The sequence below is a fragment of the Sphingopyxis sp. genome, from assembly GCF_035998905.1.
In the GTDB taxonomy this organism is placed as follows: domain Bacteria; phylum Pseudomonadota; class Alphaproteobacteria; order Sphingomonadales; family Sphingomonadaceae; genus Sphingopyxis.
The window spans coordinates 180,185-204,171 of the sequence record NZ_DASYHG010000015.1 but is presented as its reverse complement, the minus strand read 5'-3'; the positions used below and the strand labels follow the sequence as shown (position 1 = coordinate 204,171).

Below are 23,987 nucleotides of genomic sequence, written 5' to 3'. Positions count from 1 at the left end.
GCGGTTTTCCGGACGGTGGTAAACATTTCTCGAACAGTTTCATGCAATAGGGCTGCCATGACTGCGGCGGGCGATCTTGTGGCAAAGCTGTGCGGCCGGCTCATACTGGGCCTCGCTGCCCTGCTGCTCGGCTGGCCGGCAGCGCCTGCGGCGGCGCGAACGCTCGATATCGATCGTGACGCCTGTCATGCGGTGAGCGCCATGGTGCTGCCCGACACAAGTCTGTCCGCACTGCGTTTTTCCTGTCGCGGGGCGCCTGCGGGGTACCAACAGGCCAGCCTCTGGCTTCGTGCGCCGCTCGATGGCGCGCGAGCGCAGCGCGGCGATGTCGCGCTGATGGTCCATCAATCGCGGTTCGACCGGCTCGCCGTCGCCTTTTCCTACGCCGACGGCACGACGCGCTGGAGCCGCGTGCGCGCGGGCGATTATGGATCGCACTGGCGCGCGGGCGGGCAGATCTTGTTCGAGGCGCCCGATCGCAACGTCCCGCTGATCGCGGTGACGATGCGCTTCGATCGCCTTTCGGGGCACGCGTTCGTCCACGCGCGGATCGTTCCGAAGGGCGAGGCGGGGATGCAGTCGGCGGGCATGGCCGCCGCGGTGGGCGCGGCGCTCATGCTGCTTCTTGTCAGCTGCATCTACAGCCTGTCGCTCGCCTTTGCCGTCCGCCGCCAATATCTGGCGTGGCAGGCGGCGTGGGCGGGCACGATGCTGCTCTGGGGCGCGCTCTGGTCGCAGGTCCATCTCGCGCTCGTGCCGCGACTGGCCGGGACGGTGACGACGCAGATATGCACCTTTCTTGCCTGCCTTGCGATCGCGCTCGCGACGGTCAGCGCGGTGACGGCTGTCGATCGCGGGAGGGGGCCGAAATGGCTTCGGACCGCCGCGCTCGTCCTCGGTCTTGGCGTAGGGGTTGCGGGGATCCCGCTGGCGCTGATTCGCGGCGACAGCCTCGGGCCGCTCGCCGACATATTGGCATTGGTCATCATCGCCGACCTGCTGGCGGTGACCGCCTATGTCGGCTGGGCGTGGCGGCGCGGATCGGTCGAGGCACGCGATTTCCTTGCCGCTTGGGGGCTGCCGATGGCAATGCTCGCCATCGTCCATATCGTCGATGTCGAGGATGGCTTCTGGGGCGGCGGATCGAAGCTGCTGGTGCTCGTCGCGGCGACCTGGCAGGCGCTGTGGCTCGCAGCCGCGGCGACGCGGCGGCTCGCGCACCTGCGGATCGAGCGCGACCATGCGCGCAGCGCCGCAGCGACGGCGCAGCAACTCGCGCGGCGGGATCCGCTGACCGGCCTGCCCAATCGCCGCGGTTTCGTCGAGAGCGTGACGCCGCTCCTCGACCGCGCGCGTGCCGACAATTGGCCTGCGGCCTTGCTGCTCGTCGATATCGACCGGTTCAAGTCGATCAACGACATCCACGGCCATGATGCGGGCGACATGGTGCTGTGCGGCATCGCGCGGCGGATCGAGCGGTGGGAGGGGCCGATGTGCACCGTCTCGCGGCTCGGCGGCGAGGAATTCGGCCTGCTGACGATCGGGATGGAAGGCATCATCCTTGCCCGCTTCGCCGAAAGCATCCGGCGCGGGATTGCTGCCTGCGACCATGAAGAAGCCATTGGCGATCAATCGGTCACCGCCAGCGTCGGGGTCGCCGAAGTGCGGCCGGCGTGCGATTTCCAGCAGCTATACCGGCTCGCCGACGAGGCGCTTTACGATGCGAAGCGCGGCGGACGGAACAGGGTCGTCGTCCAGCGGCACCAAGATGTCACCCGACGCGCGCCGGGCCGCGAGGTTGCGCGGTCGAATTGAAAAAGGCCGCACCGTGGGTGCGGCCTTTTCAGGATCGGAACGTCAGAGGCCGGCGGATGCGGACTTGTTCTCGATCACCTCGAGCGGCGGCGGCGCTTTTGCGGCGCCCGCACCGTGGCGGCGGTGGCTGAGCTTGCCCTCGACCTTGCCGCCATTTTCGATCGTGATGCTTTCATAGGTCACGTCGCCGGTGATCCGCGCGGTGGCGTGGACGATCAGCGTTTTCGCCTCGATCGCGCCGTCGAGCAGGCCCGCGATCTTCGCCGTTTCGGCGACGACCGAACCCTTGATCTCGCTCGCCTCGCCCTGGACGAGGTTGGCGCATTTCAGGTCGCCGTCGATCTTTCCATCGACGTGCAGGTCGACGCTGGCGGCCACATTGCCGGTGACGACGACATCCGATCCGAGGATCGAAAAGGTCGTATGACGCGCTCCGGTCGCCATCTTAGCGGGCACCACGGACGGCAGCGACGGAACCGACTCGCTGTCGGGCGTCGTCTTTGACTTCGAGAACATCGGCTTTGGCCTCCAGGAAGCGGCGCGGGTTCACCGCGACGCCGTTCAAACGGACTTCGAAATGCAGGTGGCTGCCGGTCGAACGGCCGGTCGAGCCCATTTTGGCGATCTGCTGCCCCGCGGCGACCTGCGCGCCGACGGTCGAGGTAAAGCCCGACAAGTGGGCATAGCGGGTCAGGATGCCCTGGCCGTGATCGACCTCGACGACGTTGCCATAACCCGACTTCTGCCCGACATAGACGACGCGGCCGGGGGCGGCGGCGAGGATCGGAGTGCCGATCGGGCCGGGGAAGTCGAGTCCCGAGTGCATCGCGCCGGCGCCGGTGAACGGATCGCTGCGATAGCCGAAGCTCGACGAGAGCATCAGCACATTGGCGGGCTGGCCCGACGGGATCGCGACGAGCGTGCGTTCGAGCACCTCCATGCGAAACAGCGCGCTTTCGAGCGCGGCAAAGGATTTGCCGAGCGTGCTCGCGCGCCCGGCGCGTCCGCGATAGGGGATGAACGGACCACCGCGGCCTGCCGCGGCGTTGCGGACGAGCGCCGCAGGGTTCATGCCGAGCTTGGCGACGGCGCCCTCGGCCTTTGCCGCGCGCTCGTTGACCGCGGTCAGCAGGCGCGTCGCGAAATCTTCCTGCCGCGCTTCGAGGCGGGCGAGGACCTGCGCTTCGGGCGGCAGGTTCGGATCGATCAGTGCGCTGGTCTTGAGCGGGGCCTTTTCGGCCGCCGGAGCACCTTCGGTGCCAATCTCGGGTGTCACCGCCGCGGGTTCGACGCCGAAATGGACTTTCGACCATTCCTCGAGCTGTTCCTGCCGGTCTTCGAGGTCGGCGGCGGTTTCGGCGACATTGTCGCGATATTTCGCGATGCGCGCTTCCGAAGCGGCGGCGGCGGCCTGTTGCTGTGCGACCGCAGCGCGTTCACCCGAGGTGAGGAGCTGGTTGACGAGCACTGCCAAGGTCGCGCCGGCCCATGCGAGCAGGACGACAGCAGCGATCAGCGCGACGCGCTTTTGCCAGACCGCGCTGACGCGCAGGAAGCGGACATGGCCGTGCGTGCGAACGAAGATTTCATGGTCCTGAAACAGCGCAGAAAAACGCTGGCGCAAATCGCGCAGACCCATATTTTTCGATGACAAGTGGCGACCCCATCTTGTGTTTTATTGGAGCCCTCCGCCCCGATTGATGCGCGCTGTATCAGGCCGATGGGGGCGGTGCGAATCTTTGCGCGCCGAGTCGCGCCGAGTCGAAACCATCGCGCGGTGAACGGTGTCAAAGCGCGGGAACGCTGCCAATCTGGCGGGAAATCGCGGGCGAATCGGCCTTTTGTATTGACGGCTTGCTTACCATTTTCGGCTAGGGCTAAGCGGGTGAATATCATGGCCAATTCTGCTCAACCCGGCCCGCACGAATCGGCGGGCGACCCGTCGGCGCCGGCCGACGTGCGCCCGCGTTCGGCGGTCAGCGCGGGGGTCGGCATCGTCGGACTCGCGGGGCTGGTGAGCTATTTGCTCATTGCGCGCTTCGCGCCCGAGATCGCGGCCTTCCTCGGTGTCGACTGGGGCACCCGCGGGCCGATGAGCGGGCCGAACTCGGCGATCGCGAGCGTGCTCGCCTGCGGTATCCCGATGGTTTTATGGTCGGTGTTTGTCGACAAGGTGCATCGCAATCCCTCGACCGGCATCGACTGGGCACAGCGTCGTCCGTGGCGCGAGACGGTCGATATCAGCCTGACCAAGCTCGCCGGGCTGTGGGCGACATGGGGGCTGATCGCGCTGACCTATGCGACGATGCGCTATTATTGGGAGGGCAATTACGCCTTTTCGATGAACCTCCTCGAAACCGTGGTTCCGTGGCTGCTGCTCGTTTCGGTGCCCTATATGCTGTGGCTCGACCGCCGCATGGTCGAGCCGCGCGACGGTTGCTACGCCTTCGGCCGCTGGCTGATCGCGCCCGGACAGCCCGTCGACGGCCGCGGCATCGGACATCATCTGCGCGCCTGGGCGGTGAAGGGCTTTTTTACCGCCTTCATGCTCTCGATCGTCCCCGGCAATTTTGCGGGCCTCGTCAGCGTGCCGATGAGCGAAGTCCTCGCCAATCCCTACAGGACGGGGATCTGGACGATCAATTTCCTCTATCTGATCGACGTCCATATCGCGACGGTGGGCTATATCCTGACGCTGAAGCCGCTCGACGCGCATATTCGCACCGCCAATCCCTATGGCATGGCGTGGGTCGCGGCGCTCATCTGCTACCCGCCCTTCATCCTGATGAGCGGCGGGCCGCTCGACTACCAGATGTACGGCTCCGACTGGGGCTATTGGCTGGCGGGGCACGACGGGTTGCTGACCGCCTGGGCGATCGCGCTCGTGCTGCTGACTGCGGTTTACAGCTGGGCGACGATGGCGTTCGGAATCCGCTTTTCGAACCTGACGCACCGCGGCATCATCACCCACGGGCCGTATGCCTTCACGCGCCATCCTGCCTATATTTCAAAGAATATGACCTGGTGGATCGGGTCGCTGCCCTTCCTTGTCACCGCGGGCGGCTGGGTCGAGGGCGTACGCAACGTTGTGCTGCTCGGCCTTGTCAGCGGCGTCTATTACTGGCGCGCCAAGACCGAGGAAAAGCATCTCCTCGCCGATCCGGCCTATGTGGCCTATTGGAACTGGGCGCAGGCGAATGCACTGGTGCCGCGCCTGTTTGCAAAGTTGACGGGGCGGACGCGCCCGCTGATCCGGCTCGAACCCGACCCGCGGATCGGGCCGGTCGCCTAATCCTTCAGCGGATCGGTGGTGGCGCTCGCCGCTTCGGCGGCGCGGCGAGCCTGTAATTGCGCATAGCCGTCGGCGATGATGCGCCAGGCGCGGTCGCATCGGCGCTGATCGGACCGCAGCTTGCTGCTGCATAGCTTGTCGAGACGCTGCAACAGCCATTCGCGTTCTTCCGCGCGCGTGTGCGGGTAGATGCTGACGGCTTTGCTATAGGCGCTGGCGCCAAAGTCGGCGGCCGAGTTCACGTCGCTCGCGAAAACGGCGGCCGGGCTGGCCAACAGGCCGATGGCGACAAGGCTGGCGATCAAACGGGGCATCATCGTCTCCCACATCATTGCAGGGCGATGATAACATGGAAATATTCGGATGCGAAGGCCGGTCCGCGCGAAAGGAAAAGCCGCGCGGACCGGAAGCATTTCTAGAATTTATAACCCGCCTCGATGCCCCAGATGCGGGGCTCGTTGACGAAGCCGGTCAAATTGTTGAAATCGATCGCACCCACCGCCGACACGTCGTTCGTGATGTTGCGCGCAAAGGCGGCGATGTCATAGCGGTCGGTGCGGTAACCGATGCGCAGCCCGCCCTCGAGCATATGGTCGTCGTTGAACTCGGCCGATTCGTACAGGAAGAAATTGACCTTCGAACGGTACGCCCAGTCGGTGAAGACATAGACTTCGCCGTTGCCGACCGGCACGCCATAGCCCGCGGTCCAGTTGATCGACCATTTCGGCGCCTGCGGCAGCTGGTTGCCGTCGATCGAATAGATGCCGGGCGATCCGGGGCGAACCGGGTCGAGCACGGTGCAGCCGCCGCCGCACCCGGTGATGAAGGCGTTGGGATCGTCGATCTTGGCGTTGTTGTAGCTGATGCCCGCGGTCAGGACCATATTGTCGACCGGACGCGCGTCGAGTTCGGCTTCGAAGCCATAGCCGTGGACATTGTCGACGTTGATCAGCCGCGCGGTGTTGATCGTGCCGCCGACTGCAGTGAGCTGTGCGTCCTTGAGGTCGTAGACGAAGCCCGACAGGTTGAAGCGGATGCGGCGGTCGAACTGGGTCTTGATCCCCGCTTCGTACGACATGATCGTTTCGCTGTCGGCGGTGCTGATCGCGTCCTGCACCGTGGTGAAGACGAACAGCGCGCGGCCCTGGATGCTCGGCGCGCGATAGCCCTTGGCGACGCGGGCATAGAGATTGACCGCATCCGATGCTTCATAGGTTGCCGACAGGTCCCACGTCAGATTGTCGTCCTTCACCGCGGCAAAGCCCGTGCCGATCGCGCCGAAGAAGCCGGTGCGGTCGACCGTCATGCGGCGGCGATCCTCGTTATAGCGGGCGCCGGCGGTCAGCTTGAGCTGCTCGGTGACAGGAACGGTGACCGACCCGAACAAGCCCCACGCGCGCGAATCCTGCCGCTGCATCGCGATGACGCTGGGGGTCGTGTCGGTGGGGTTGTCGTAATTGATCGAACCGATGTCGATATTTTCGTCGAAGTAGAAGAAGCCCGCCTGATAATCGATCGCGCTGCCGGGATTCGACGCGATGCGGATTTCCTGCGTGAGCTGGTCGAGGCTGGGTACCTGGTCCTGCGACTGCGCGGGGAAGGGGATGATCCCCGGACCCGAATTCGGCAGGAAGCTGGCGCCGAACCCGCCGTCGACGTCGCCGCGGCTGTCGTAATTGCCGTTCCAGTAAGCGGTGACCGAGGTCAGCGTGACCGGGCCGAAGTCATATTCGAGCGTCGCGGCGGCGTTATAGAGCTCGAGCTTCTGGAAATTGATTCCGTCGGTGCGCACGACATTGCGGTCGAAATCGACCGCCGCGGCGGGCGTCTGGCCGGGGTTCTGCACGCCGGGGTAGAAGATCAGGTCGTTGCTGCCCGGACGGAAGATGTTGGCGCGGAACACGCGCGCGGTGCCGTCGAAATTCCGATACTGGCCGGTGAAGCGCAGCTTGAGCTGGTCGGTCGGCTCGAACTGGAGTTGGCCGCGGACCGCGAAATCCTCATAGCCTTCGAGGTCGTTCTTGCCGGGGGTTGCGAGATTGTCGACCCAGTCGCTGCGGCGCTGGTACATCGCCGAAAGGCGCGCCGAGACGGTGTCGGAGAGGTGGCCGCCGGCCGCACCCTCGATATTGATCGAATCGAAACGGCCGTAGCTGCCCTTGATATAACCGCCGTCGCGGTCGGGACGCACGCTGTCGAACTTCACGATGCCGGCGGGCGTGTTGCGGCCGAACAAGGTGCCCTGCGGTCCGCGCAGCACTTCGACGCGGTCGAGGTCGAAGATCGGGAAGCCCTTGAGGATCGGGTTTTCGAGCACGACGTCGTCGTAGACGAGGCTGACCGGCTGCGACGCGTTGAGGTCGAAATCGGTATTGCCGAGTCCGCGGATATAGAAGCGCGGGAAGGTGCGGCCGAACGAGCTTTCGATGTTGAGGCTGGGAACGCGGCCGGCGAGCGCGCGAATGTCGCCGCCGCCCGAATTGATCGCGTCGAGCTTGGCGCCGCTGACGACGTCGACCGAAAGCGGGATGTCCTGGATATTCTGTTCGCGGCGCTGCGCGGTGACGATGATTTCGCCGAGGCCGGCGTCGTCGGTCGCGGCGGGCGCGTCCTGTGCGGCGGCGGGGACGGCCCAGCCGGCGGCGGCGAGGGCGATGACTATAGCGATAGTGGAAGGAAAGTGGCGCATGGGCGAGCTTCCTGAAACAGAGTTGACGATGGGAGAGTGGAAAAACCGGAGCCTGTTTGGCTTCGCGGGCGCGCGCAATCAATCGCCGAAGCGGGGTGCGCTGACGTTCGTGTCAGCAGTGTTGCGCAATTGCTGCACTTTGGGGGCGGGCGTTCCCGGCCCCGGACGCGTTGCTAGAAGCTCAACTCGTCATAGATTTTGGAAAGATCGCCGCCCCACGGGCCGTCATACCGGTCGAGCAGGTCGTGCGCCGGCGACTTGCCGCTCGCGGCTATGCGGCGCAGTGGCTCGAGGAAACCGACCTCATTGTCGCCCATCGAATTGACCTCGCCGCGCGCCGCGAGCCCCGCGGCCGCGATGTCGAGGACGCGGTGTGCGAGTTCGCCGACGGTGCCGCCGCCGGGGGCGGGGGCGTCGAGGCCCTCGCTCGGCACGGCATCGCGCAACGTCTGCTGTTCCTCGATGCCCCAGCCCTTGACGAGATCCCACGCCGCGTCGAGTGCGCTCTGGTCGTAGAGCAGGCCGACCCACAATGCAGGCAGCGCACAGATGCGGTTCCACGGGCCGCCGTCGGCGCCGCGCATTTCGAGGAAGCTTTTGAGCCGCACTTCGGGGAAGGCGGTCGAGAGGTGATCGTTCCAGTCGGAGAGGCGCGGCTTCTCGCCCGGCAAAGCAGGCAGATCGCCCTTCAGGAAATCGCGGAAGCTCTGCCCCGCGGCGTCGATATATTTGCCGTCGCGAAAGACGAAATACATCGGCACGTCGAGCATATAGTCGACATAGCGTTCATAGCCGAAGCCCTCCTCGAACACGAAGGGCAGCATCCCGGTGCGCGCGGGATCGGTGTCGGTCCAGATATGGCTGCGGTACGACATATAGCCGTTGGGCTTGCCCTCGGTGAAGGGCGAGCTGGCGAACAGCGCAGTCGCGAGCGGTTGCAGCGCGAGGCTCACGCGGAACTTCTGCACCATGTCGGCCTCGGACGAATAGTCGAGATTGGTCTGGATGGTGCAGGTGCGCAGCATCATGTCGAGTCCCATCGTGCCGACGCGCGGCATATGGTCGAGCATGATCTTGTAGCGCCCCTTGGGCATGATCGGGAGTTCGGCGCGCGTCTTGTCGGGCCACATGCCGAGGCCGAGGAAGCCGAGGCCGAGTTCGGCGCCGACTTCTTTCACCTGTTTCAGGTGGCGGCCGGTTTCGGCGCAGGTCTGGTGGAGGTTTTCGAGCGGCGCGCCGGACAGTTCCAATTGCCCCGCGGGTTCGAGGCTGACCGTGCCGTCGGTGCCGGCAAGCGCGATAACCTTGCCGCCCTCGATCACAGGTTCCCAGCCGAAACGCGTGAGCGCCATCAACAGGTCGTGGATGCCGCCTGGTTCGTCATAGCTGGGCGCACGGTGATCGGCGGTGCGGTACACGAATTTCTCGTGCTCGGTGCCGATGCGCCAGCGGTCCTTGGGCTTTTCGCCCTTGATCATGGGGGCCGCGAGCTGGTCGCGGCTTTCGACGATGGGATCGTTGCTGTCCGAGGCGGTGCGCGTGCTCATATCGCGCCATTATACGGTTCGGTACAGAATGCAATCGGCTGTTGTTCGCGCGCTATTTGACGCGCGCGCGCAAGTTGATCGTGAAGCTCGAACCCGGCGCCATCGCGCCCTTGGGCCGGATGCGGACGTGGGTGATCGCCGGGTCGACGCCGTCGGCATCGGCGGTCGGCGCATAGGTCCAGCTGGCACCGCCATTGTTCGAAAATTCGAGATCGTCGGCATTGTTCGACAGGCTGGTGAAGCCATAGGTCAGCCCGCTGCCACCCGGCGCGAACAGGATCGGGCCTGGGCCGGGCGCGTAGGTGCCGACGAACAGGCTGAGGTTCGCCGGGATCGCGTCGGTGACGATCACGCTGTTGCTGGTCGGCGCGGTGCCCGTGGGCGCGGTGATTGTCAGGCTGTAGTTGGCAAAGGCGCCGGGGATCAATTTGGGGTTGGTCAGGCCGTTCACCGGGTCGCTGTACGCCAGCGAGGCCTTGGCGATCGACAGCGGTACGACATAGGTGTTGGTGAAGGTGCAGACGATGGCGGTATCGGCGGCCGCGATCGTGAGCACATTGCCGGCGAGCGCGGTGGCATTGCCCGTGCAGGCGAGCGCCTGCGCATAATTGGCCCCGTTGCCAACCGTGAAGATTTCACTGAGGACGGCGCTTTCAGCGGCATAGACGGTAACCGCGGCGTTGGTGTCGGTCTCGTTCGCGCTGTTCGCGACCGAGGCGAGGCTGGCGTTGTTGATCAGGCCGCTCGTCGCGACCGTCACCGCATTCGCGACCTGCGCATTGACCCAGGTCTTGCGCACAACAAGCGTCGCCGATTTACGGCTGTTCGTCCAGCTGCAAGTGAGCGAGGTGCCCGACGGCATGACGACGGTGCGGCTGAGTCCACTCCCCGATGTCGCGACCACCGCATTGTCGCTGTTGCGCCGGCACTCGAGGCTGCTGGTGTAATTCGCCGCATTGCCGGCGGTATAGGCCTCGGTCAGGGTTAGCGTGCTGCCGGGGGTGGCGATGGCCGTTGCGTTGGTCGCGGCGCCGCCGACGGTCGAGTTGCCCGCGGTCGGCAAGACCCCGCCCGCGATCGACAGACTCACCGCGTCGCCCGCGATCCCGTTCGTCCAATTCTTGGCGAGCACGACGGGTGAGTCATTGTCGGTAATCGTATAGGTGCTGGCGCTCCGTGCCGCGCCGCCACAGCTCGACGTGCTCGACACGGTATATCCGGTGCCGCTGTTCAGCGCGATCTGGATCGTCTCGCTGCCCTCGGTCGCGGTGTCGTCGACGATCTGGATGCCGAGCGGGACGGTGACATTCTGGTACGTCCCCGCTGGAATGGTAACGGTGAAGTTCGCGCCGCCGCCGGGCGTCGTATAGTCGGTGCCGCGCGTCGCCGTGCCGCCGGTGATGCTGACATTGACCGTGCGCGGCGTGAACAAAGTGCCGCTGACGAGCAGCCCCGGCAGGTTCGCCGACGCGATCGATTCGACCCCCGAGGCGCTCGCCGTCGACAGTTCGACGAAGGGATTGAGCGTGATCCGGATGTCGTCGAGGAAATTACCGAGGCTGCCCGCGTCGGTGGTGATGAACTGGACGCGCTGCACCCCCGACGCGCCGTTATAGGTGGTCGACCCGGTGTTGACGTTCCAGACATTGTTCACTGTCGAGGACTGGCTCGCGAGGCTCTGGATCAGCGTGCCCGTGCTGCTGGCGATCTGGAAGCGCGCAGTCTGCGTCGCCGGGCCGCCCGAGCGCGCCCGGTGGGCAAAGGTCCAGCCGATCGTCTCGCCGGTCACCATGCAGATATTCTGGTAGAGCGCGCCGGGGACATTCGCGTTCATTTCGGCAAAGACCGAGCCTTCATAGGCGGGCACGCCCTGGAAATTCGTGTCCCACAGCTCGATCTCGCCCGACGCCGAATCCCACCCGGTGACCGAGCCGTTCGAATAGATTTCATAATTAGCCGCACCGGCGCCTTGCGGATTGTTCGCTTCGAACGACGGATTGACGATCACGCGCTGCGCCGATGCGGGCGGTGCGGTCGCCAGCGCTGCGGCAACAACGGCGAGGACGCCGCGTCGCACGAGGCGGGTACGGCCGAGCATCAGTTGATCGTCACATCGAAGGCAACCGCCATCGCGTTCGTGGGCAGCAGCGTCGGCGTGGTTGCGGCGACGGTTGTGCCGGTGATCGACGCTCCAAACGGGTCGCTTTCGTCGGCGCCGCTCGCATTATCGTCCTCGACCGTCGTCGCGCTGGCACAGCTTGTGCCGCTGCGCAGCGAGCCCGGGACGAAGGTCGTGCTGGCGGGCAGCGCGTCGGCGATATTAATGCCGGTCGCGGTGCCGCTGCCGTTGTTGGTGACGAGGATGCAGTAACGCATTGTCGCGCCGGGGATCGCCTTGGGATCGGTCGTGCCGTTCACCGGATCGCTGACGACGCTGCTCGTCTTTGCGATCGTCAGGTTGGTCGTGGGGCGACAGAAGGTGAGATCGTGGATCGCGGCCCCCTGCTGACCGGGATCGGCGGGCGCAAGGCCGTGGCTGCCATAGGTGATGACGATGGTGTCGACCGGCGCGGCAAAGGTCACGACGACATTGCCGTTGGCGCTGCCGTCGGCCGAGGTGGCATCGCCATAGGCGCTGTTGCCGATGACATAATTGCTGACGCCATTGGTAAGCGTGGGGGTGACCGGGGCGCCGTTGAAGCTGCCCATGACGGTCAGGCGGTCGGCGAACTGCCCTGCTGCGTAATCGATGTCGAACACGCGAAATTGCACGCCGGGCACCGCGGTCGGCAAGGCGATCGTCGAGGTGATCGCGCCTGCCTGGCTGGTGAAATCGGCGATCTGGAATATCGAAAATTGCGCAGGCGCAAGCCCCCCGGTAACGGCGTTCTGCCGCGTCGGCGACTGGCCGCCGTAGGTCGCGTTGCTGAGGAAGCTGCCGCCGCTGATCGCGATGTTGAAATTCATCGTGCCGATCGCGGTCAGGGCATAGCTGCCGTTTGTCGTCCCCGCGGGCCAGCTGACGCTGTCCCAGTCGTGCACCGTCGTGCCGACCGGGCAGACGAGCGTCGGCGGCGTTCCCGCGATGCGGGTACCCGACACGGTGAAGGTCGCGCTGTCACTATCATCTTCGCCCGCCGCGCCGTTGCCTGGGGTCGAATCGGGGTCGAACGCCGACGAGGCGCTGATCTCGGCGATATTGGTGACGCTCGCGCCTGCGCTCGCTGCAACGGTGCCGGTGATCGTCAGCGTGCGCGTCGTTCCTGCCGGGATGCTGCCGACGGTCCACACGCCGGTCGTGCTGTTATAGCTGCCGAAACCCGATGCGCTGGTGAAGATGAAGCCCGCGGGCAGTGTGTCCTGTACCGTGACGCCCGTCGCGGTCAGCGTCGACGCGCCCGCGTTGGTGACGCTCAGCACATAGTCGATGCTGGTCCCGGACGCCGGTGCGGCGTTGCTCACCGACTTGGTCAGCGACAGGTCGGCGTAGGGCGACAGCGGCACCGTCGTCAGCGTCAGGTCGGACCGCGTGAAGGCGCCGCTGTCGCCATTCAGCGAATCGCAGATGGTGAGCTGCCAGGTGCCCGCCGATCCATCGCCGTTGAAGCTCGCGAGCGTGCCCTGCGGGCGGAACGTCCGCTGATAGGGCGGCGCGGTCGCGGTCGAATCATTGTTCGAGGTGTGTGTCGTGATGCTCGCGGCGGCGCTGTCGTCGAACAGGACGTTCAGATTGTCCGTCGATGTCCCGATATTGGTGATCAGGTTGACCACCGTACCCGACGGCGAGGTCAATGTGGCCCGGACATCGCCGCGGTATGTGTGCGTGAACTGGACACCGATATTGACGTCGGTGACCTGCGCGTTGGCGGCGACGGTGAAACTCCGCACCATCGGGCTGGTGCACGATGTCGCGCTTTCGCTGATCGTGCCGGTCGTCGTGTTGCTGTAACTGCTCGTGGTCTGTGCGGCGGCGGGATTCGCGGCCAGCCCGAAGGCCAGCCAGACAAGCATGATACATGCTCGCACAGACTGCAAACACTGGCCCCCACGCCAGCGGTATCGGCTCTGGTCCCGCCGTTGCATGGCGCCGCTATGGCGTCCGCATAGCTAATATCCGGTTAAAATCGGTGACTTGGCCGCGTTTCTGTTCGGCCGTGGGACAATATTGCCCTATTCGACCGACCAGTCGCCATGCTGTGCCATCCACAGGCTGACCGCGGCGATCGCGGCGGTCTCTGCCCGCAGGATGCGCGGGCCGAGCGCGATGCGGCGCACCGCGGCGTGCGCCACCAGCATATCGCGCTCGCGGTCGGTGAAGCCGCCTTCGGGGCCTGTCAGGATCGCCGCCGGCGCCGGTGCGTCGACCTTCGCGAGTGGGACGCCGCCGGCTTCGTCGGCGAACAGCAGCGTGCGATCCGCCGGCCAGTCCTTCAACAGCTGCGGCAGCTTGACCGGTTCGGCTAGCGTCGGAAGCGCGGTGCGCCCGCATTGTTCGCACGCTTCGACGATCTGCGCTTCGATCCGCTCCTGCTTGACGCGCTCGACGATCGTGCGCTCGGTGATAACGGGCTGCAGCCGCGCGACCCCCAGCTCGGTCGCCTTCTCGATGATCCAGTCGAGCCGCGCCTTCTTGACCGGCGCGAAGCAGAGCCAGAGGTCGGGGACGTGCTCGATCGCGCGCATCTGGCGCTCGATGCGCAGCGTCAGCGACCGTTTCGCCGCGTCGGCGATGACCGCGAGCCATTCGCCGCTGCGATTGTCGAACAAGAGCACGGGGTCGCCCGCCTTCATCCGCATCACGCCGAGCAGATAATGCGCGGCGGCGCCGTCGATCAGCGGTGCGGCATCGGGTCCCAGCGGGAAATCGACGAACAGGCGGGGCGTGCTGGCAGGGGGCCAGGCGGGAGTCGCGGGCATGGCCGTGCGAATAGCAGAAGGCGGTATTTTGTGCATCCTTTGCCACGAGGTGATCGCCTGTGTCCCGATCCGGGTCAAAACTGCCGATATCGGCCGAAGCCGCTGTCCCCGATTAGCATTTTGGTAAGCAGTCCTCCCCTAGTGCGAGTTTACCAGCGGCCCATCTGGTGGGGCGTGCCGCGGGCCGAAGAGGGGTTTAAACCATGCGAGGGACCGTATTGAGCCGCGTGCGGCTCGGCGCCAAACAGCTTCTGCGCGATCAGGGCGGCAACGCCCTGATGCTGACGGCTGCCGCTGTCGTGCCGGTTATCGGGATCGTCGGTTCGGCGGTCGACATCGGCCGCGCCTATATGACCCAGCTGCGCTTGCAGCAGGCGTGCGATGCCGGCGTGCTTGCCGGCCGCCGCGCGATGGCGGGCGGGGACTATAATGATCCCCCGAAGGCCGAAGCGAACAAGATGTTCAACTTCAACTTTCCCGCCAATATCTACGGCAGCGAGAATATCAGCTTCACGTCGACGGCGAGCAGCAACAAGACCGACGTCAACGGCACCGCCAGCGCGACCTTGCCGTCGGCGATCATGTTCATGTTCGGGACCGATCAGTTCAACCTGACGGCCAATTGCGCCGCGAAACTTGAAATTTCGAACACCGACGTGGTCCTCGTCCTCGACGTCACCGGGTCGATGGAAGCGACCAATCCGGGCGATTCGGTGTCGAAGATCCAGGCGCTGCGCGACGCGTCGATGGTGTTCTTCGATACGCTGACCAAGGCGGAGATCGGCGATGGCCGCCTGCGCTTCGGGATCGTTCCGTACAGCGGCACGGTCAATGTCGGCGCCATTCTTAATACAGCCAATCCCGCGTGGATTTCCGATTCTGTGACGGTGCCGTCGCGCTCGCCGCGCTACAAAAGCAACGGGAGTTTCGACAAATATCGCTACGAAGACCGGACGTTCAATGTCTCGGGCGGCAAGGGCGGCGCGAACATGACCTTCAACACCGGGACGAATGGCGCCAATCTCACGTCCAACTGGGACGGCTGCATCATGGAGCGCAAGACCACCGCCTTTAATCAGACCACGACTGCGCCGGCCGGGGCGTATGACATGGACATCAACATGGTGCCGACGTCGAGCGACGACACCAAATGGAAAATGTTCCTCGCCGATTTCGCGTACAGCCGTTCGGGATCCGCCGTCGACGACACCACGACCAACCGGACCAGCTTCGGCAAGGCGGCCGAAGACATCAACGTCGACACCGGCGCGTGCCCGCCGCCCGCGATGAAGCTGACCGAAATGGATGCGGCGGGGAAGCAGAAGTTCAAGGACAAGATCGCCGAGTTGAAGCCGCAAGGCTTTACCTACCATGATTCGGGCATGGCGTGGGGCGCGCGTCTGATTTCGCCGACCGGCCTTTTCGCTACCGAGAATACCACGGTGACGAACAAGCGTCCGATCAGTCGCCATATCATCTTCATGACCGACGGCACGATGACCGCGCCGCGCAGCAATTTTTCGCACCAAGGGCAGGAACAGGTGATCGCACGGATCGGCGCGACGAGCGATGACAATGCGGTCGCCCGCCACAACAACCGCTTCGAACAGCTCTGCGCCCGGGCGAAGAATATGCCCGTGGGCAAGAATGACGCGCCGGTCGTCATCTGGGTGATAGGTTTCGGCGTGACGCTCAACAGCCAGCTCACCAATTGCGCGACGGTCGGCAAGGCGTATCAGACAGGTAGCGCGACGAAGCTGAAGGGCATCTTCCAGTCGATCGCCGACCAGATTTCGCGTCTGAGGTTGTCGCAATGACCCGGCGCCTCACCAACCTCGCGCGCCGCCTTCGGGGGCATCAGCGCGGCACCGCGATCACCGAGTTCGCGCTGACCGCGCCGCTCTTCCTGCTGCTCCTGATGGGCATCTTCGACTATAGCTGGCAATTCTATGCCCGGCAGGTGTTGCAGGGCGCCGTCGCCAAGGCCGCGCGCGATTCGACGCTCGAGGGCAATGCCGCGAGCCAGGCCGTGCTCGACGAAAAGGTCCGCACGGCGGTCAAGAATGTGTTCGGCAAGGCGACCGTCACCTTCACGCGCCAGACCTACGACAGCTTCGACGCGGTCGGCAAACCCGAACCGTTCAAGGACAAGAACGGCAACAATCAATATGACGCCGGCGAGTGCTTCGAGGATATCAACGCCAATGGCAGCTGGGACGCCGATCGCGGCCGCGCCGGCAATGGCGGCGCCGACGACATCGTGCTGTATACCGCGTCGATGGAGTTCAACCGGATCTTGCCGGTGTGGTCGATGCTGGGGCAGCCGCAAAAGACGATCCTCAAGCAATCGACCGTGCTGCGTAACCAGCCCTATAATGCCGGCACCAACGCCAACCCGGTGAAATGCACATGATCGCCCGGCTGACCTCTATGCGCCGCGCGATCGTGCAGCTGTGGCATGATTGCCGCGCGACGGTGATGGTCGAAATGGCCTTCGCCATTCCGTTCCTCGTGCTGGTCGGCTTTGCCGGCCTGGAAATCGCCAATGTGACGCTGACCAAGACGCGGATCAGCCAGATCGGTCTCAGCGCGGCAGACAATGCGTCGCGCATCGCGTTCGGAAGCGCCCTGTCGCAACCCTCGATCCGCGAGATCGACATCAACGAAGTGTTCACCGGGGTCGAAGAACAGGCAAAGGGCCTGAATTTCGCGACGCGGGGGCGTGTCATCCTCTCCAGCCTCGAACAGAATGAAGACGATGGCCAGTGGATTCACTGGCAGCGCTGCTATGGCAACCTCGACGTCGATTCCGAATATGGTCCGCAAGGTACGGGCGCGACGGGCACCGACTTCCTCGGAATGGGACCGGCGGGCGCGGAGATCAAGGCGTCGACGGGCACCGCGGTGATGTTCGTCGAGATCGTCTATGACTATGAGCCCTTGCTCTATGGAAAGGCGCTGGGGACGCAGCGGATGCGGTCGACCGCGGCGTTCAATATCCGCGAAGGACGCGACCTTTCGCAGGTCTACAATCCCTCGCCGTCGGTGACCGTTTCGACCTGCTCCTGATCATCCGCGGCTGCCGGATCTAATAAGCCATTTATCGCGGGCGCCGCCGCTGCTACACGCGCCGCTGCCGATGACTGCCACACATCCTCCCGACAGCCAGCTTCGCGGTTTCGTGGCCCTGCTGCCGTCCGCAGCGCGGCCCTATGCGCTGCTCGCACGCTTCGACAGGCCCATCGGCTGGTGGCTCCTCTACTGGCCGTGCGCGTGGGCGCTGGCGCTCGGCGGCGGCGCGATCAGCCACTGGCCGCTGTTCCTCTGGTTCTTGATCGGCGCGATCGCGATGCGCGGCGCGGGCTGCGTCTATAACGACATCGTCGACCGAGACCTCGATGCGAAGGTTGCGCGCACCGCGTCGCGCCCGGTCGCGAGCGGCGCGGTGTCGGTACGGAACGCCCTGCTGTGGACCCTGTTGCTCTCGCTCGTCGGCCTGCTCGTGCTGCTCCAACTGCCGCGTCCGGCACAGATTGTCGCGCTGGCGAGCCTGATCCTCGTCGCCGGCTATCCGTTCATGAAGCGGATCACCTGGTGGCCGCAGGCGTGGCTGGGCCTCGTCTTCAGCTGGGGCGCGCTCGTCGCGTGGGTCGCGGTCGGCGGGCAGGACGGGCTGGCGCTGCCGTTGCTTTACGCCGGGTGCATCGCGTGGGTGATCGGGTACGACACCATCTATGCGCTCCAGGATATCGAGGACGATATGCTGATCGGCGTGAAGTCGAGCGCGCGCGCGATGGGACGCCATGTGAAGGGCGGCGTCGCGATGTGCTACGCGGTTGCGCTCGCTTGCTGGGGCGGCGCGCTGTGGGCGGTGCGGCCCGACCCGCTGGTGTTGGTGGCCTTGCTTCCCGCCGCAGTGCACCTCACCGGACAGGTGGTGACGCTCGACCCCGCGAATGGCGAGGATGCGCTCGCGAAGTTCCGCAGCAACCGTTTTGCCGGCCTGCTGATCTTTGCCGCGATGCTGGTGGTCGGCAGCGCGCCCTAGCCGCCTATTCGGCCGCGAGCAGTTCTTCGGCGCCGCCGAGGTCGACCGAAACGAGGCGGCTCACCCCGCGCTCGACCATCGTCACCCCGAACAGGCGGTGCATGCGCGCCATCGTCACCGCATTGTGGGTGACGATCAGGTAGCGTGTGTTGGTTTCGCGCGCCATGCGGTCGAGCAGGTCGCAGAAACGCTCGATATTGGCGTCGTCCAATGGCGCATCGACCTCGTCGAGGACGCAGATCGGTGCGGGGTTGGTCAGGAACAGGCCAAAGATCAGCGCGACCGCGGTCAGCGCCTGTTCGCCGCCCGACAGCAGGGTGAGCGTGCCGAGCCGCTTGCCCGGCGGCTGCGCCATGATTTCGAGTCCCGCCTCGAGCGGGTCGTCCGAATCGACCAGTTCGAGATGCGCCTGCCCGCCGTTGAACAGGGTGGTGAACAGGCGCTGGAAATGGGTGTTCACCGCCTCGAACGCCGCAAGCAGGCGCACGCGGCCCTCGCGGTTGAGATTGCCGATCGACCCGCGGAGGCGGTGGACCGCCTGCGTCAGCTCCTCGATCTCGGCGGCGTTCTTCTCGCGCTCGCTATCGAGTTCGACCAGTTCGTCGGCGGCGACGAGATTGACCGGACCGAGCCGTTCGCGGTCGGCGATCAGCCGGTCGTGTTGCGCCGATTCGGCGTTGGCGTCGCCGACGCTTGCGCTTTCGAACCCGGCCTTTTGCGGCAGCAGCGGCGGCGGGCATTCGAAACGTTCGCCCGACAGGCGCCCCATTTCGATGCGGCGCAGCTCGGCATTTTCGGAGCGCGCGATCGCCCCGGCGCGGGTCTCGCGCGCGGCGGAAACGCGCTCGCGGATCGCATTAAGTGCGGTTTCGGCCTCGCGCAGCGCGGCTTCGGCGGCGCGTTCCTGCGCTTCGGCCATGGCGACCTTGTCGCGCAGCGCCTCCTGCTGCGCCTCGGCGGCGGCGCGCTGTTCGGCAAGCTTGGCGGGCGCGTCGGCCAATTTGGCGGCTTCGGCGGCGAGCGCGTCGGCACGCTTGTCCATTTCGGTCACGCGCCGCGCGGCTTCACCCGCGCGGGCTTTCCAGCTTTTGATCTCGGCGCTGACGACCGCCTGCCGTTCGCTGAGGCCGGCGAGGGAGCGCTCGTGCGCCGCCAATGCATCGCGCGCGGTACTGGCATCGGTGCGTGCGCGTTCGGCCGCTTGCTCTTCGGCTTCGAGCGCGGCGCGCGCGATGCTGTCGTCGGGCAGCGCGGCGAGCGCGGCTTCGTGTGTCGACAGCGTTTCGGCCGCCTCCTTGGCGGCTTCGGCGATCTCGGCAAGGCGGCGGTCGAACAGTGCTGCGGCGTCGCGGTGGCGGTCGAGCGCGGCTTGTGCCTGGTCGGCGGCGCGCAGCGCGGCCCGGCGCGCTTCATCGGCCGCGGCGAGCGCCTTGCGTGCGGCGGCCGCGGCTGCGGTCAGCTCGGACGCCTTTGCAGAGGCGGCGTCGCGGCGGTCGCGGAGTTCCTGCACGCCCAGTTCGACCTGCGGGCGCTGCGCGGCGAGCGCGTCGAGGCGGTTCTGGCGTTGCAGCCGTTCGGTCGCGGTCGCGCCGTCGCCGCGCGTGACGAAGCCGTCCCAGCGGCGCATCACGCCATCGATCGTGACGAGACGCTGGCCGACCGCGAGCGGCTGTCCGCCGTCGGTATCGGCCACCGCGACCTGTGCGAGACGACGTGCGAGCGCGACGGGCGCCTGCACAAATTCTGCGAGCGGCTTCGTCCCCGCGGGCAGCGGCGGGTCGCCCTTCGCCGTATCGGCGCCGCCCCAGCTACGCGGGGCATCTTTGTCGGTTCCCGCGTCGAGATCGTCGCCGAGCGCGGCGGCGAGCGCGGCTTCATAACCCGGGGCGACGCGAAGTTGGTCGAGGACGCGGCTTTCGTCGCTTCGCGCGGCGGCGAGTGCGCGTTCGAGCGTCGATGCCTCGCCTTCGAGCGCGGCGAGCGCGGCGCGTGCCTCGGCGAGGCCCTTTTCGATTCCGGTGAGTTCGGCGGCGACCGCTTCGCGATCCGCCTCGGCCTCTTGCAGCGCGGTTTCGGCCGCCCCGATAGCGGTTTCGGCGGCTTCGGCGGCTTTCACGCTTTCGGCATGCGTCGCGGCGAGCGCGGCGCTGTCGCCAAGCGCAGCGATATCGGCGTCGACACGGGCCTTGTCGCCTGCAACGCGGCGCACGGCGGCTTCGGCGCCGTCGCGCGCCGACACCGCGATGCGCCGGTCGGCCGCCTCGCTTGCCGCCTTGGCGCGCGCCTGCGCCAGCGCGACCTCGGCATCGCGAAGGCGTGCTTGCGCTGCGAGATTGGCTTCGGCGAGCGCGGCTTTTCCGGCGTCGTGTCCGGCGATGTCGTTCGCGAGCGATTTCGTTTCGGCGTCGAGTGCGGTCAGTGCGGCATGCGCTTCGCGCGCAAGCTCGCCCTCGTGCGCGCGGTCGTCGGCGATACGCCGTTGCTGCGTCGCGAGATCTTCGAGCCGTTGTAGCGCCGCACGCTCCTCGCCCTGCAAGCGCACTTGCGTCGCGGTGACTTCGGCGAGCGCATCGCGCTGCGCCTGCGCATCGCTCCGCGCCGAAGCGACGCGCGTCGCAACCTCGGCCTGTGCCTTCGATATCGTTTCGAGTTCGTCCTGCGCAGTCTTCACCGCGGCTTCGGCGGCATCGGCATCGCGGCGCGCCTGATCGGCGGCGGCGGCGGCGTCGCGCCAGCGCGCATAGATCAGCCGCCCTTCGGCGACGCGGATATCGTCGGAGAGTTTCTTATACTTCTCCGCCGCACGCGCCTGCCGCCGCAGCGCGTTGGCGCGCACCTCCATGTCGGCGACGATTTCGGAAAGGCGGGTGAGGTTGGTTTCGGTCGCGCGCAGCTTTTGCTCGGCGTCCTTGCGGCGCACGTGGAGCCCGGCGATGCCGGCCGCTTCCTCGAGCATCGCGCGGCGATCGGTCGGCTTGGCCGCGATGACATTGGCGATCTTGCCCTGGCTGACCAGCGCAGGGCTGTGCGCGCCGGTCGCGGCGTCGGCAAAGATCAGCGCGACATCCTTGGCGCGCACGTCGCGGCCGTTGGCGCGATACGCGCTGCCCGCGCCGCGCTCGATACGGCGGATCACTTCCAGATCGTCGCCGTCGCCGCCGTCGGACAGCCCTGCAACAAGCGCGCCTTCGGTGTCGCAATGCAGCGCGACCTCGGCAAAATCGCGGGCTGGGCGCGACGAGGTGCCGGCGAAGATGACATCCTCCATCCCGCCGCCGCGCATCGATTTGGGCGATGATTCGCCCATCACCCAGCGGATCGCTTCGAGCAGGTTCGACTTGCCGCAGCCATTGGGGCCGACGACTCCGGTCAGCCCGGGTTCGATGCGCAATTCGGTGGGTTCGACGAAGCTTTTGAAACCGGTCAGGCGCAGCCGCTTTATCTGCACGGGCTATCCCCGTGCAGCGCGTCGAATCGGAGCTGGTGCAACCTTGGTGTCACATATCCCCCTGCGAACCGTCATGCCGCGTGGCCGGGGGAGTCGCAAGGGGCAGGTTTCGCCCGCCCCTTGCTTCAAATCAGGATCAGCGCGCGCCCATCGTGCGCAGGCGGTCGCGCAGCGGGCCCCACGAAGCAACGCCTTCGGCGACTTGGCCGTTGATGATGAAGGTCGGCGTACCCGTGATCTGATATTTCTCGACCCCGGCGTTGGTGCCCTTCTCGATCGCCTCGACATTTTCGACCTTGGCAAGGCACTGCTGGATCGTGGCGGCGGGGACGCCGCGCTGCTGGTAGAACTGGTCGATGCCCCAGCCCTTGGCGAGCGCGGTGAAGCGCTGTGCCGGCGGCAATTTCATCGCTTCTTCGATCCCCGGCTGCGGCTTCGACGCACCCGCGATGAAGGCTTCATGTTCGAGGAAAGTCGCATCGGCGAGCGGGAAGAAACGGTCGGGGCCGGTGCATTTGACGATGGCGCCCGAAATCGCGTCGACCGGGTGGAGCATGAACGGCGTCAGCTTGTACGACACGCGGCCGGTGTCGACGAAATCGCGCTTCAGCTCTTCGTGCGAATCCTTGGCGAACTGGGCGCAATGGCCGCAGGTGAAGGCGCCATATTCCTCGAGCTTGATCGGCGCGTCGGGGTTGCCCATCACGACGCCATCGCCGTCGACGCGCACGACCTGCGACCAGCTCTTGCCGGCAGGGGGCGCGACCTTGGCGACGACCTCCTGCTCCTTGCTCTGGTCGGTTGCGCCGCCGCCGCAACCGGCAAGGGCGAGCGCGCCGAACGAAGACAGAAGGGCGATACGAAGCGATGCGGTCATGTCATTCTTTCTCCACGGAAGGGAATGCGGGGCTTTTACGAGGCCTTGAGTGCAAGGTCGAGTTTCGATTTGAGCGCCGGCCATGCGGTCACACCGGCGTTGCGGCCGTTGACGAAAAAGCTGGGCGTGCCTTGGACACGATCGGCGTTGAGGCCGATGTTGGTCATGCCGGTCAGTTCGGCCTGTGCGACCTCGCTGTCGAGCGCGGCGTCGATCTGGGCTTGTGTGTAGCCGCGGGCGCGCATCAGCGCGGCGAGGCCGGTACCGGCGGCGATCTTGCGCGCGCGTTCGCCGGTGGTGCCCTCGAACCAGCTCTTCGTTTGCGCCTCGGTGGCCTGCTGGATCTTGGCGATGAGCGCGGGGAAGGCGGCGAAGATCGCCTGGTGATTGCCGGCAAAGGCCTTGGGTCCGCCGCAGCGCGCGAGCAGCGCCGCGGTCATGTCGACCGGGTCGCGAACGAGGTTGCGATATTCGAACAGGACGAGCCCGCGATCGACATATTGCGTCTTGAGCGGCAGCGAGCCCGCTTTCGCGAAATCGGCGCAGACGTGACACGTGTAGCTGAAATATTCGACGAGCCGCACCTTGGCGTCGGGGTTGCCGACGAGGAAGGCGCCGATCGGGCTGGTGGTGACGGTCTGCGACCAGGCCGCGGGCTTGGCGGGCGTCGCGGCGAGCAGTGTCAGCGCGGCGCCCGAAAGCGCCAGCACCGCGGTGCGGCGATCGAGAAGCGGGTCGTCAAAAGCGGACATCCGTCTTTCCTAGCTGATACGGGGAAGCTTGGGCGGCGTCGCCAGCCCTGCCGCCATGCGTTCGAGCACGGTGCGCAGTTCCGGGTCGCCGATGTCGCGCAGGCTATCCCCCAGTTCGGCGGGTACGGGCTTGAGCATTGCCGGCGGCTGAACGGGCGGGGCGGGGGTGACCTGTCCGTGCGTCATGCGGACGCCGGCGATCGCGGCATAGCCGAAGAAGCGATTGACCGCGGCGACGATGTCGGGCGCGACATGCTGGAGCATCGGCGCATGCGCGCCGCTGATCGTGAGGTGCAGCGTGCCGCCCGCTTTCTGGCCGGCCGGAAAGCGGATCATTGCGGGCTGGGTGACGTCGGCGAGCCGGTCGCCGACGATCTCGCGCCAGCGGCTGACCACCGACGACTGGATGAACCCGAATTTGCGAAAGGCGGTGCGGCCGATTTCGGGGACGAGGTCGGAAATCGAGCGCGCCTCGCCGCCGCGCGGGCGCTCGTAGGGACGCGCGGCGGGCTTGGCGGATTTCGCCTTGCCCTTGGCCCCGACCTTTTTGGCCGGCCCATTCTCTCCCGCGTCTTTCGCCATGCCCGGCGCCATGCCATAGG

The 23,987-nt window shown here is 66.1% G+C and carries 18 protein-coding genes; 6 read left to right on the top strand and 12 right to left on the bottom strand.

Annotated features, from left to right (window positions below; all coding sequences use genetic code 11):
* The first annotated feature begins 57 nt into the window (after positions 1–57).
* Positions 58–1,815: a diguanylate cyclase gene (locus VGN62_RS06385; protein WP_327451954.1), complete on the top strand. Its 1,758-nt coding sequence runs from the start codon at positions 58–60 to the stop codon at positions 1,813–1,815.
* Between the two features lie 42 nt (positions 1,816–1,857).
* On the opposite strand, the gene VGN62_RS06380 is transcribed toward VGN62_RS06385, so the two are convergent.
* Positions 1,858–2,259: a polymer-forming cytoskeletal protein gene (locus VGN62_RS06380; RefSeq protein WP_327451952.1), complete on the bottom strand. Its 402-nt coding sequence runs from the start codon at positions 2,257–2,259 to the stop codon at positions 1,858–1,860.
* A gap of 1 nt (position 2,260) precedes the next feature.
* Positions 2,261–3,469, bottom strand: a complete 1,209-nt coding sequence (locus tag VGN62_RS06375) for a M23 family metallopeptidase (RefSeq protein WP_327451950.1) — start codon at positions 3,467–3,469, stop codon at positions 2,261–2,263.
* A 240-nt stretch (positions 3,470–3,709) separates the two neighbouring features.
* Here VGN62_RS06375 and VGN62_RS06370 point away from each other — a divergent pair, with 240 nt between their 5' ends.
* Positions 3,710–5,107, top strand: coding sequence for a methyltransferase family protein (locus tag VGN62_RS06370; protein WP_327451948.1), 1,398 nt, complete (start codon positions 3,710–3,712; stop codon positions 5,105–5,107).
* Here the strand turns inward: VGN62_RS06370 and VGN62_RS06365 are convergent.
* From VGN62_RS06365 to VGN62_RS06340, 6 genes are all read right to left on the bottom strand, one after another.
* The gene (locus VGN62_RS06365) at positions 5,104–5,421 is read right to left on the bottom strand and encodes a hypothetical protein (protein ID WP_327451946.1); all 318 of its coding nucleotides are present in this window, start codon (positions 5,419–5,421) and stop codon (positions 5,104–5,106) included. The two genes, VGN62_RS06370 and VGN62_RS06365, sit on opposite strands and share 4 nt — an antisense overlap.
* A gap of 101 nt (positions 5,422–5,522) precedes the next feature.
* Positions 5,523–7,796 carry a TonB-dependent receptor gene (locus tag VGN62_RS06360; RefSeq protein WP_327451944.1) on the bottom strand — a complete coding sequence of 758 codons (2,274 nt, stop codon included), beginning with the start codon at positions 7,794–7,796 and terminating at the stop codon, positions 5,523–5,525.
* 173 nt (positions 7,797–7,969) lie between these two features.
* Positions 7,970–9,343, bottom strand: a complete 1,374-nt coding sequence (locus VGN62_RS06355; RefSeq protein WP_327451942.1) for a glutamate--cysteine ligase — start codon at positions 9,341–9,343, stop codon at positions 7,970–7,972.
* Positions 9,344–9,395: 52 nt separating this feature from the next.
* Positions 9,396–11,441: a hypothetical protein gene (locus VGN62_RS06350; protein ID WP_327451940.1), complete on the bottom strand. Its 2,046-nt coding sequence runs from the start codon at positions 11,439–11,441 to the stop codon at positions 9,396–9,398.
* Positions 11,441–13,354: a proprotein convertase P-domain-containing protein gene (locus VGN62_RS06345; protein WP_327451938.1), complete on the bottom strand. Its 1,914-nt coding sequence runs from the start codon at positions 13,352–13,354 to the stop codon at positions 11,441–11,443. Before VGN62_RS06345 ends, VGN62_RS06350 begins: the two co-directional genes overlap by 1 nt.
* 159 nt (positions 13,355–13,513) lie before the next feature.
* A complete protein-coding gene (locus tag VGN62_RS06340) occupies positions 13,514–14,260 on the bottom strand; it encodes a 16S rRNA (uracil(1498)-N(3))-methyltransferase (RefSeq protein WP_327451936.1) in 747 nt (248 codons plus the stop codon).
* Between the two features lie 203 nt (positions 14,261–14,463).
* Here VGN62_RS06340 and VGN62_RS06335 point away from each other — a divergent pair, with 203 nt between their 5' ends.
* The 4 genes from VGN62_RS06335 (at position 14,464) to ubiA (ending at position 18,308) form a co-directional block, all read left to right on the top strand.
* Positions 14,464–16,077, top strand: coding sequence for a TadE/TadG family type IV pilus assembly protein (locus tag VGN62_RS06335; protein ID WP_327451934.1), 1,614 nt, complete (start codon positions 14,464–14,466; stop codon positions 16,075–16,077).
* Complete coding sequence (locus VGN62_RS06330) at positions 16,074–16,673, top strand: TadE/TadG family type IV pilus assembly protein (RefSeq protein ID WP_327451932.1); 600 nt, start codon at positions 16,074–16,076, stop codon at positions 16,671–16,673. The genes VGN62_RS06335 and VGN62_RS06330 overlap by 4 nt, the downstream gene beginning before the upstream one ends.
* A complete protein-coding gene (locus tag VGN62_RS06325) occupies positions 16,670–17,329 on the top strand; it encodes a hypothetical protein (RefSeq protein ID WP_327451930.1) in 660 nt (219 codons plus the stop codon). The genes VGN62_RS06330 and VGN62_RS06325 overlap by 4 nt, the downstream gene beginning before the upstream one ends.
* Before the next feature lie 70 nt (positions 17,330–17,399).
* Complete coding sequence (gene ubiA / locus VGN62_RS06320) at positions 17,400–18,308, top strand: 4-hydroxybenzoate octaprenyltransferase (protein ID WP_327451928.1); 909 nt, start codon at positions 17,400–17,402, stop codon at positions 18,306–18,308.
* Positions 18,309–18,312: 4 nt separating this feature from the next.
* On the opposite strand, the gene smc is transcribed toward ubiA, so the two are convergent.
* The 4 genes from smc to VGN62_RS06300 form a co-directional block, all read right to left on the bottom strand.
* Positions 18,313–21,756: a chromosome segregation protein SMC gene (smc, locus tag VGN62_RS06315; protein WP_327451926.1), complete on the bottom strand. Its 3,444-nt coding sequence runs from the start codon at positions 21,754–21,756 to the stop codon at positions 18,313–18,315.
* Between the two features lie 136 nt (positions 21,757–21,892).
* Entirely contained in the window at positions 21,893–22,633 is a 741-nt protein-coding gene (locus tag VGN62_RS06310; RefSeq protein WP_327451924.1) for a thioredoxin domain-containing protein, read from the bottom strand.
* A gap of 35 nt (positions 22,634–22,668) precedes the next feature.
* On the bottom strand, positions 22,669–23,385 hold the full coding sequence (locus VGN62_RS06305; RefSeq protein ID WP_327451922.1) for a thioredoxin domain-containing protein: 717 nt from the start codon (positions 23,383–23,385) through the stop codon (positions 22,669–22,671).
* Positions 23,386–23,394: 9 nt separating this feature from the next.
* Positions 23,395–23,967 (bottom strand): DUF721 domain-containing protein, encoded by a 573-nt coding sequence (locus VGN62_RS06300; RefSeq protein WP_327451920.1) that lies wholly within the window; start codon positions 23,965–23,967, stop codon positions 23,395–23,397.
* Positions 23,968–23,987 lie beyond the last annotated feature (20 nt).

Coding starts and splice junctions, on each gene's coding strand:
- VGN62_RS06385 (WP_327451954.1), top strand. CDS start 58: ATGACTGCGGCGGGCGATCTTGTGGCAAAGCTGTGCGGCCGGCTCATA.
- VGN62_RS06380 (WP_327451952.1), bottom strand. CDS start 2,259: ATGGCGACCGGAGCGCGTCATACGACCTTTTCGATCCTCGGATCGGAT.
- VGN62_RS06370 (WP_327451948.1), top strand. CDS start 3,710: ATGGCCAATTCTGCTCAACCCGGCCCGCACGAATCGGCGGGCGACCCG.
- VGN62_RS06365 (WP_327451946.1), bottom strand. CDS start 5,421: ATGCCCCGTTTGATCGCCAGCCTTGTCGCCATCGGCCTGTTGGCCAGC.
- VGN62_RS06360 (WP_327451944.1), bottom strand. CDS start 7,796: ATGCGCCACTTTCCTTCCACTATCGCTATAGTCATCGCCCTCGCCGCC.
- VGN62_RS06355 (WP_327451942.1), bottom strand. CDS start 9,343: ATGAGCACGCGCACCGCCTCGGACAGCAACGATCCCATCGTCGAAAGC.
- VGN62_RS06350 (WP_327451940.1), bottom strand. CDS start 11,441: ATGCTCGGCCGTACCCGCCTCGTGCGACGCGGCGTCCTCGCCGTTGTT.
- VGN62_RS06345 (WP_327451938.1), bottom strand. CDS start 13,354: ATGCTTGTCTGGCTGGCCTTCGGGCTGGCCGCGAATCCCGCCGCCGCA.
- VGN62_RS06340 (WP_327451936.1), bottom strand. CDS start 14,260: ATGCCCGCGACTCCCGCCTGGCCCCCTGCCAGCACGCCCCGCCTGTTC.
- VGN62_RS06335 (WP_327451934.1), top strand. CDS start 14,464: ATGCGAGGGACCGTATTGAGCCGCGTGCGGCTCGGCGCCAAACAGCTT.
- VGN62_RS06330 (WP_327451932.1), top strand. CDS start 16,074: ATGACCCGGCGCCTCACCAACCTCGCGCGCCGCCTTCGGGGGCATCAG.
- VGN62_RS06325 (WP_327451930.1), top strand. CDS start 16,670: ATGATCGCCCGGCTGACCTCTATGCGCCGCGCGATCGTGCAGCTGTGG.
- ubiA (WP_327451928.1), top strand. CDS start 17,400: ATGACTGCCACACATCCTCCCGACAGCCAGCTTCGCGGTTTCGTGGCC.
- VGN62_RS06310 (WP_327451924.1), bottom strand. CDS start 22,633: ATGACCGCATCGCTTCGTATCGCCCTTCTGTCTTCGTTCGGCGCGCTC.
- VGN62_RS06305 (WP_327451922.1), bottom strand. CDS start 23,385: ATGTCCGCTTTTGACGACCCGCTTCTCGATCGCCGCACCGCGGTGCTG.
- VGN62_RS06300 (WP_327451920.1), bottom strand. CDS start 23,967: ATGGCGAAAGACGCGGGAGAGAATGGGCCGGCCAAAAAGGTCGGGGCC.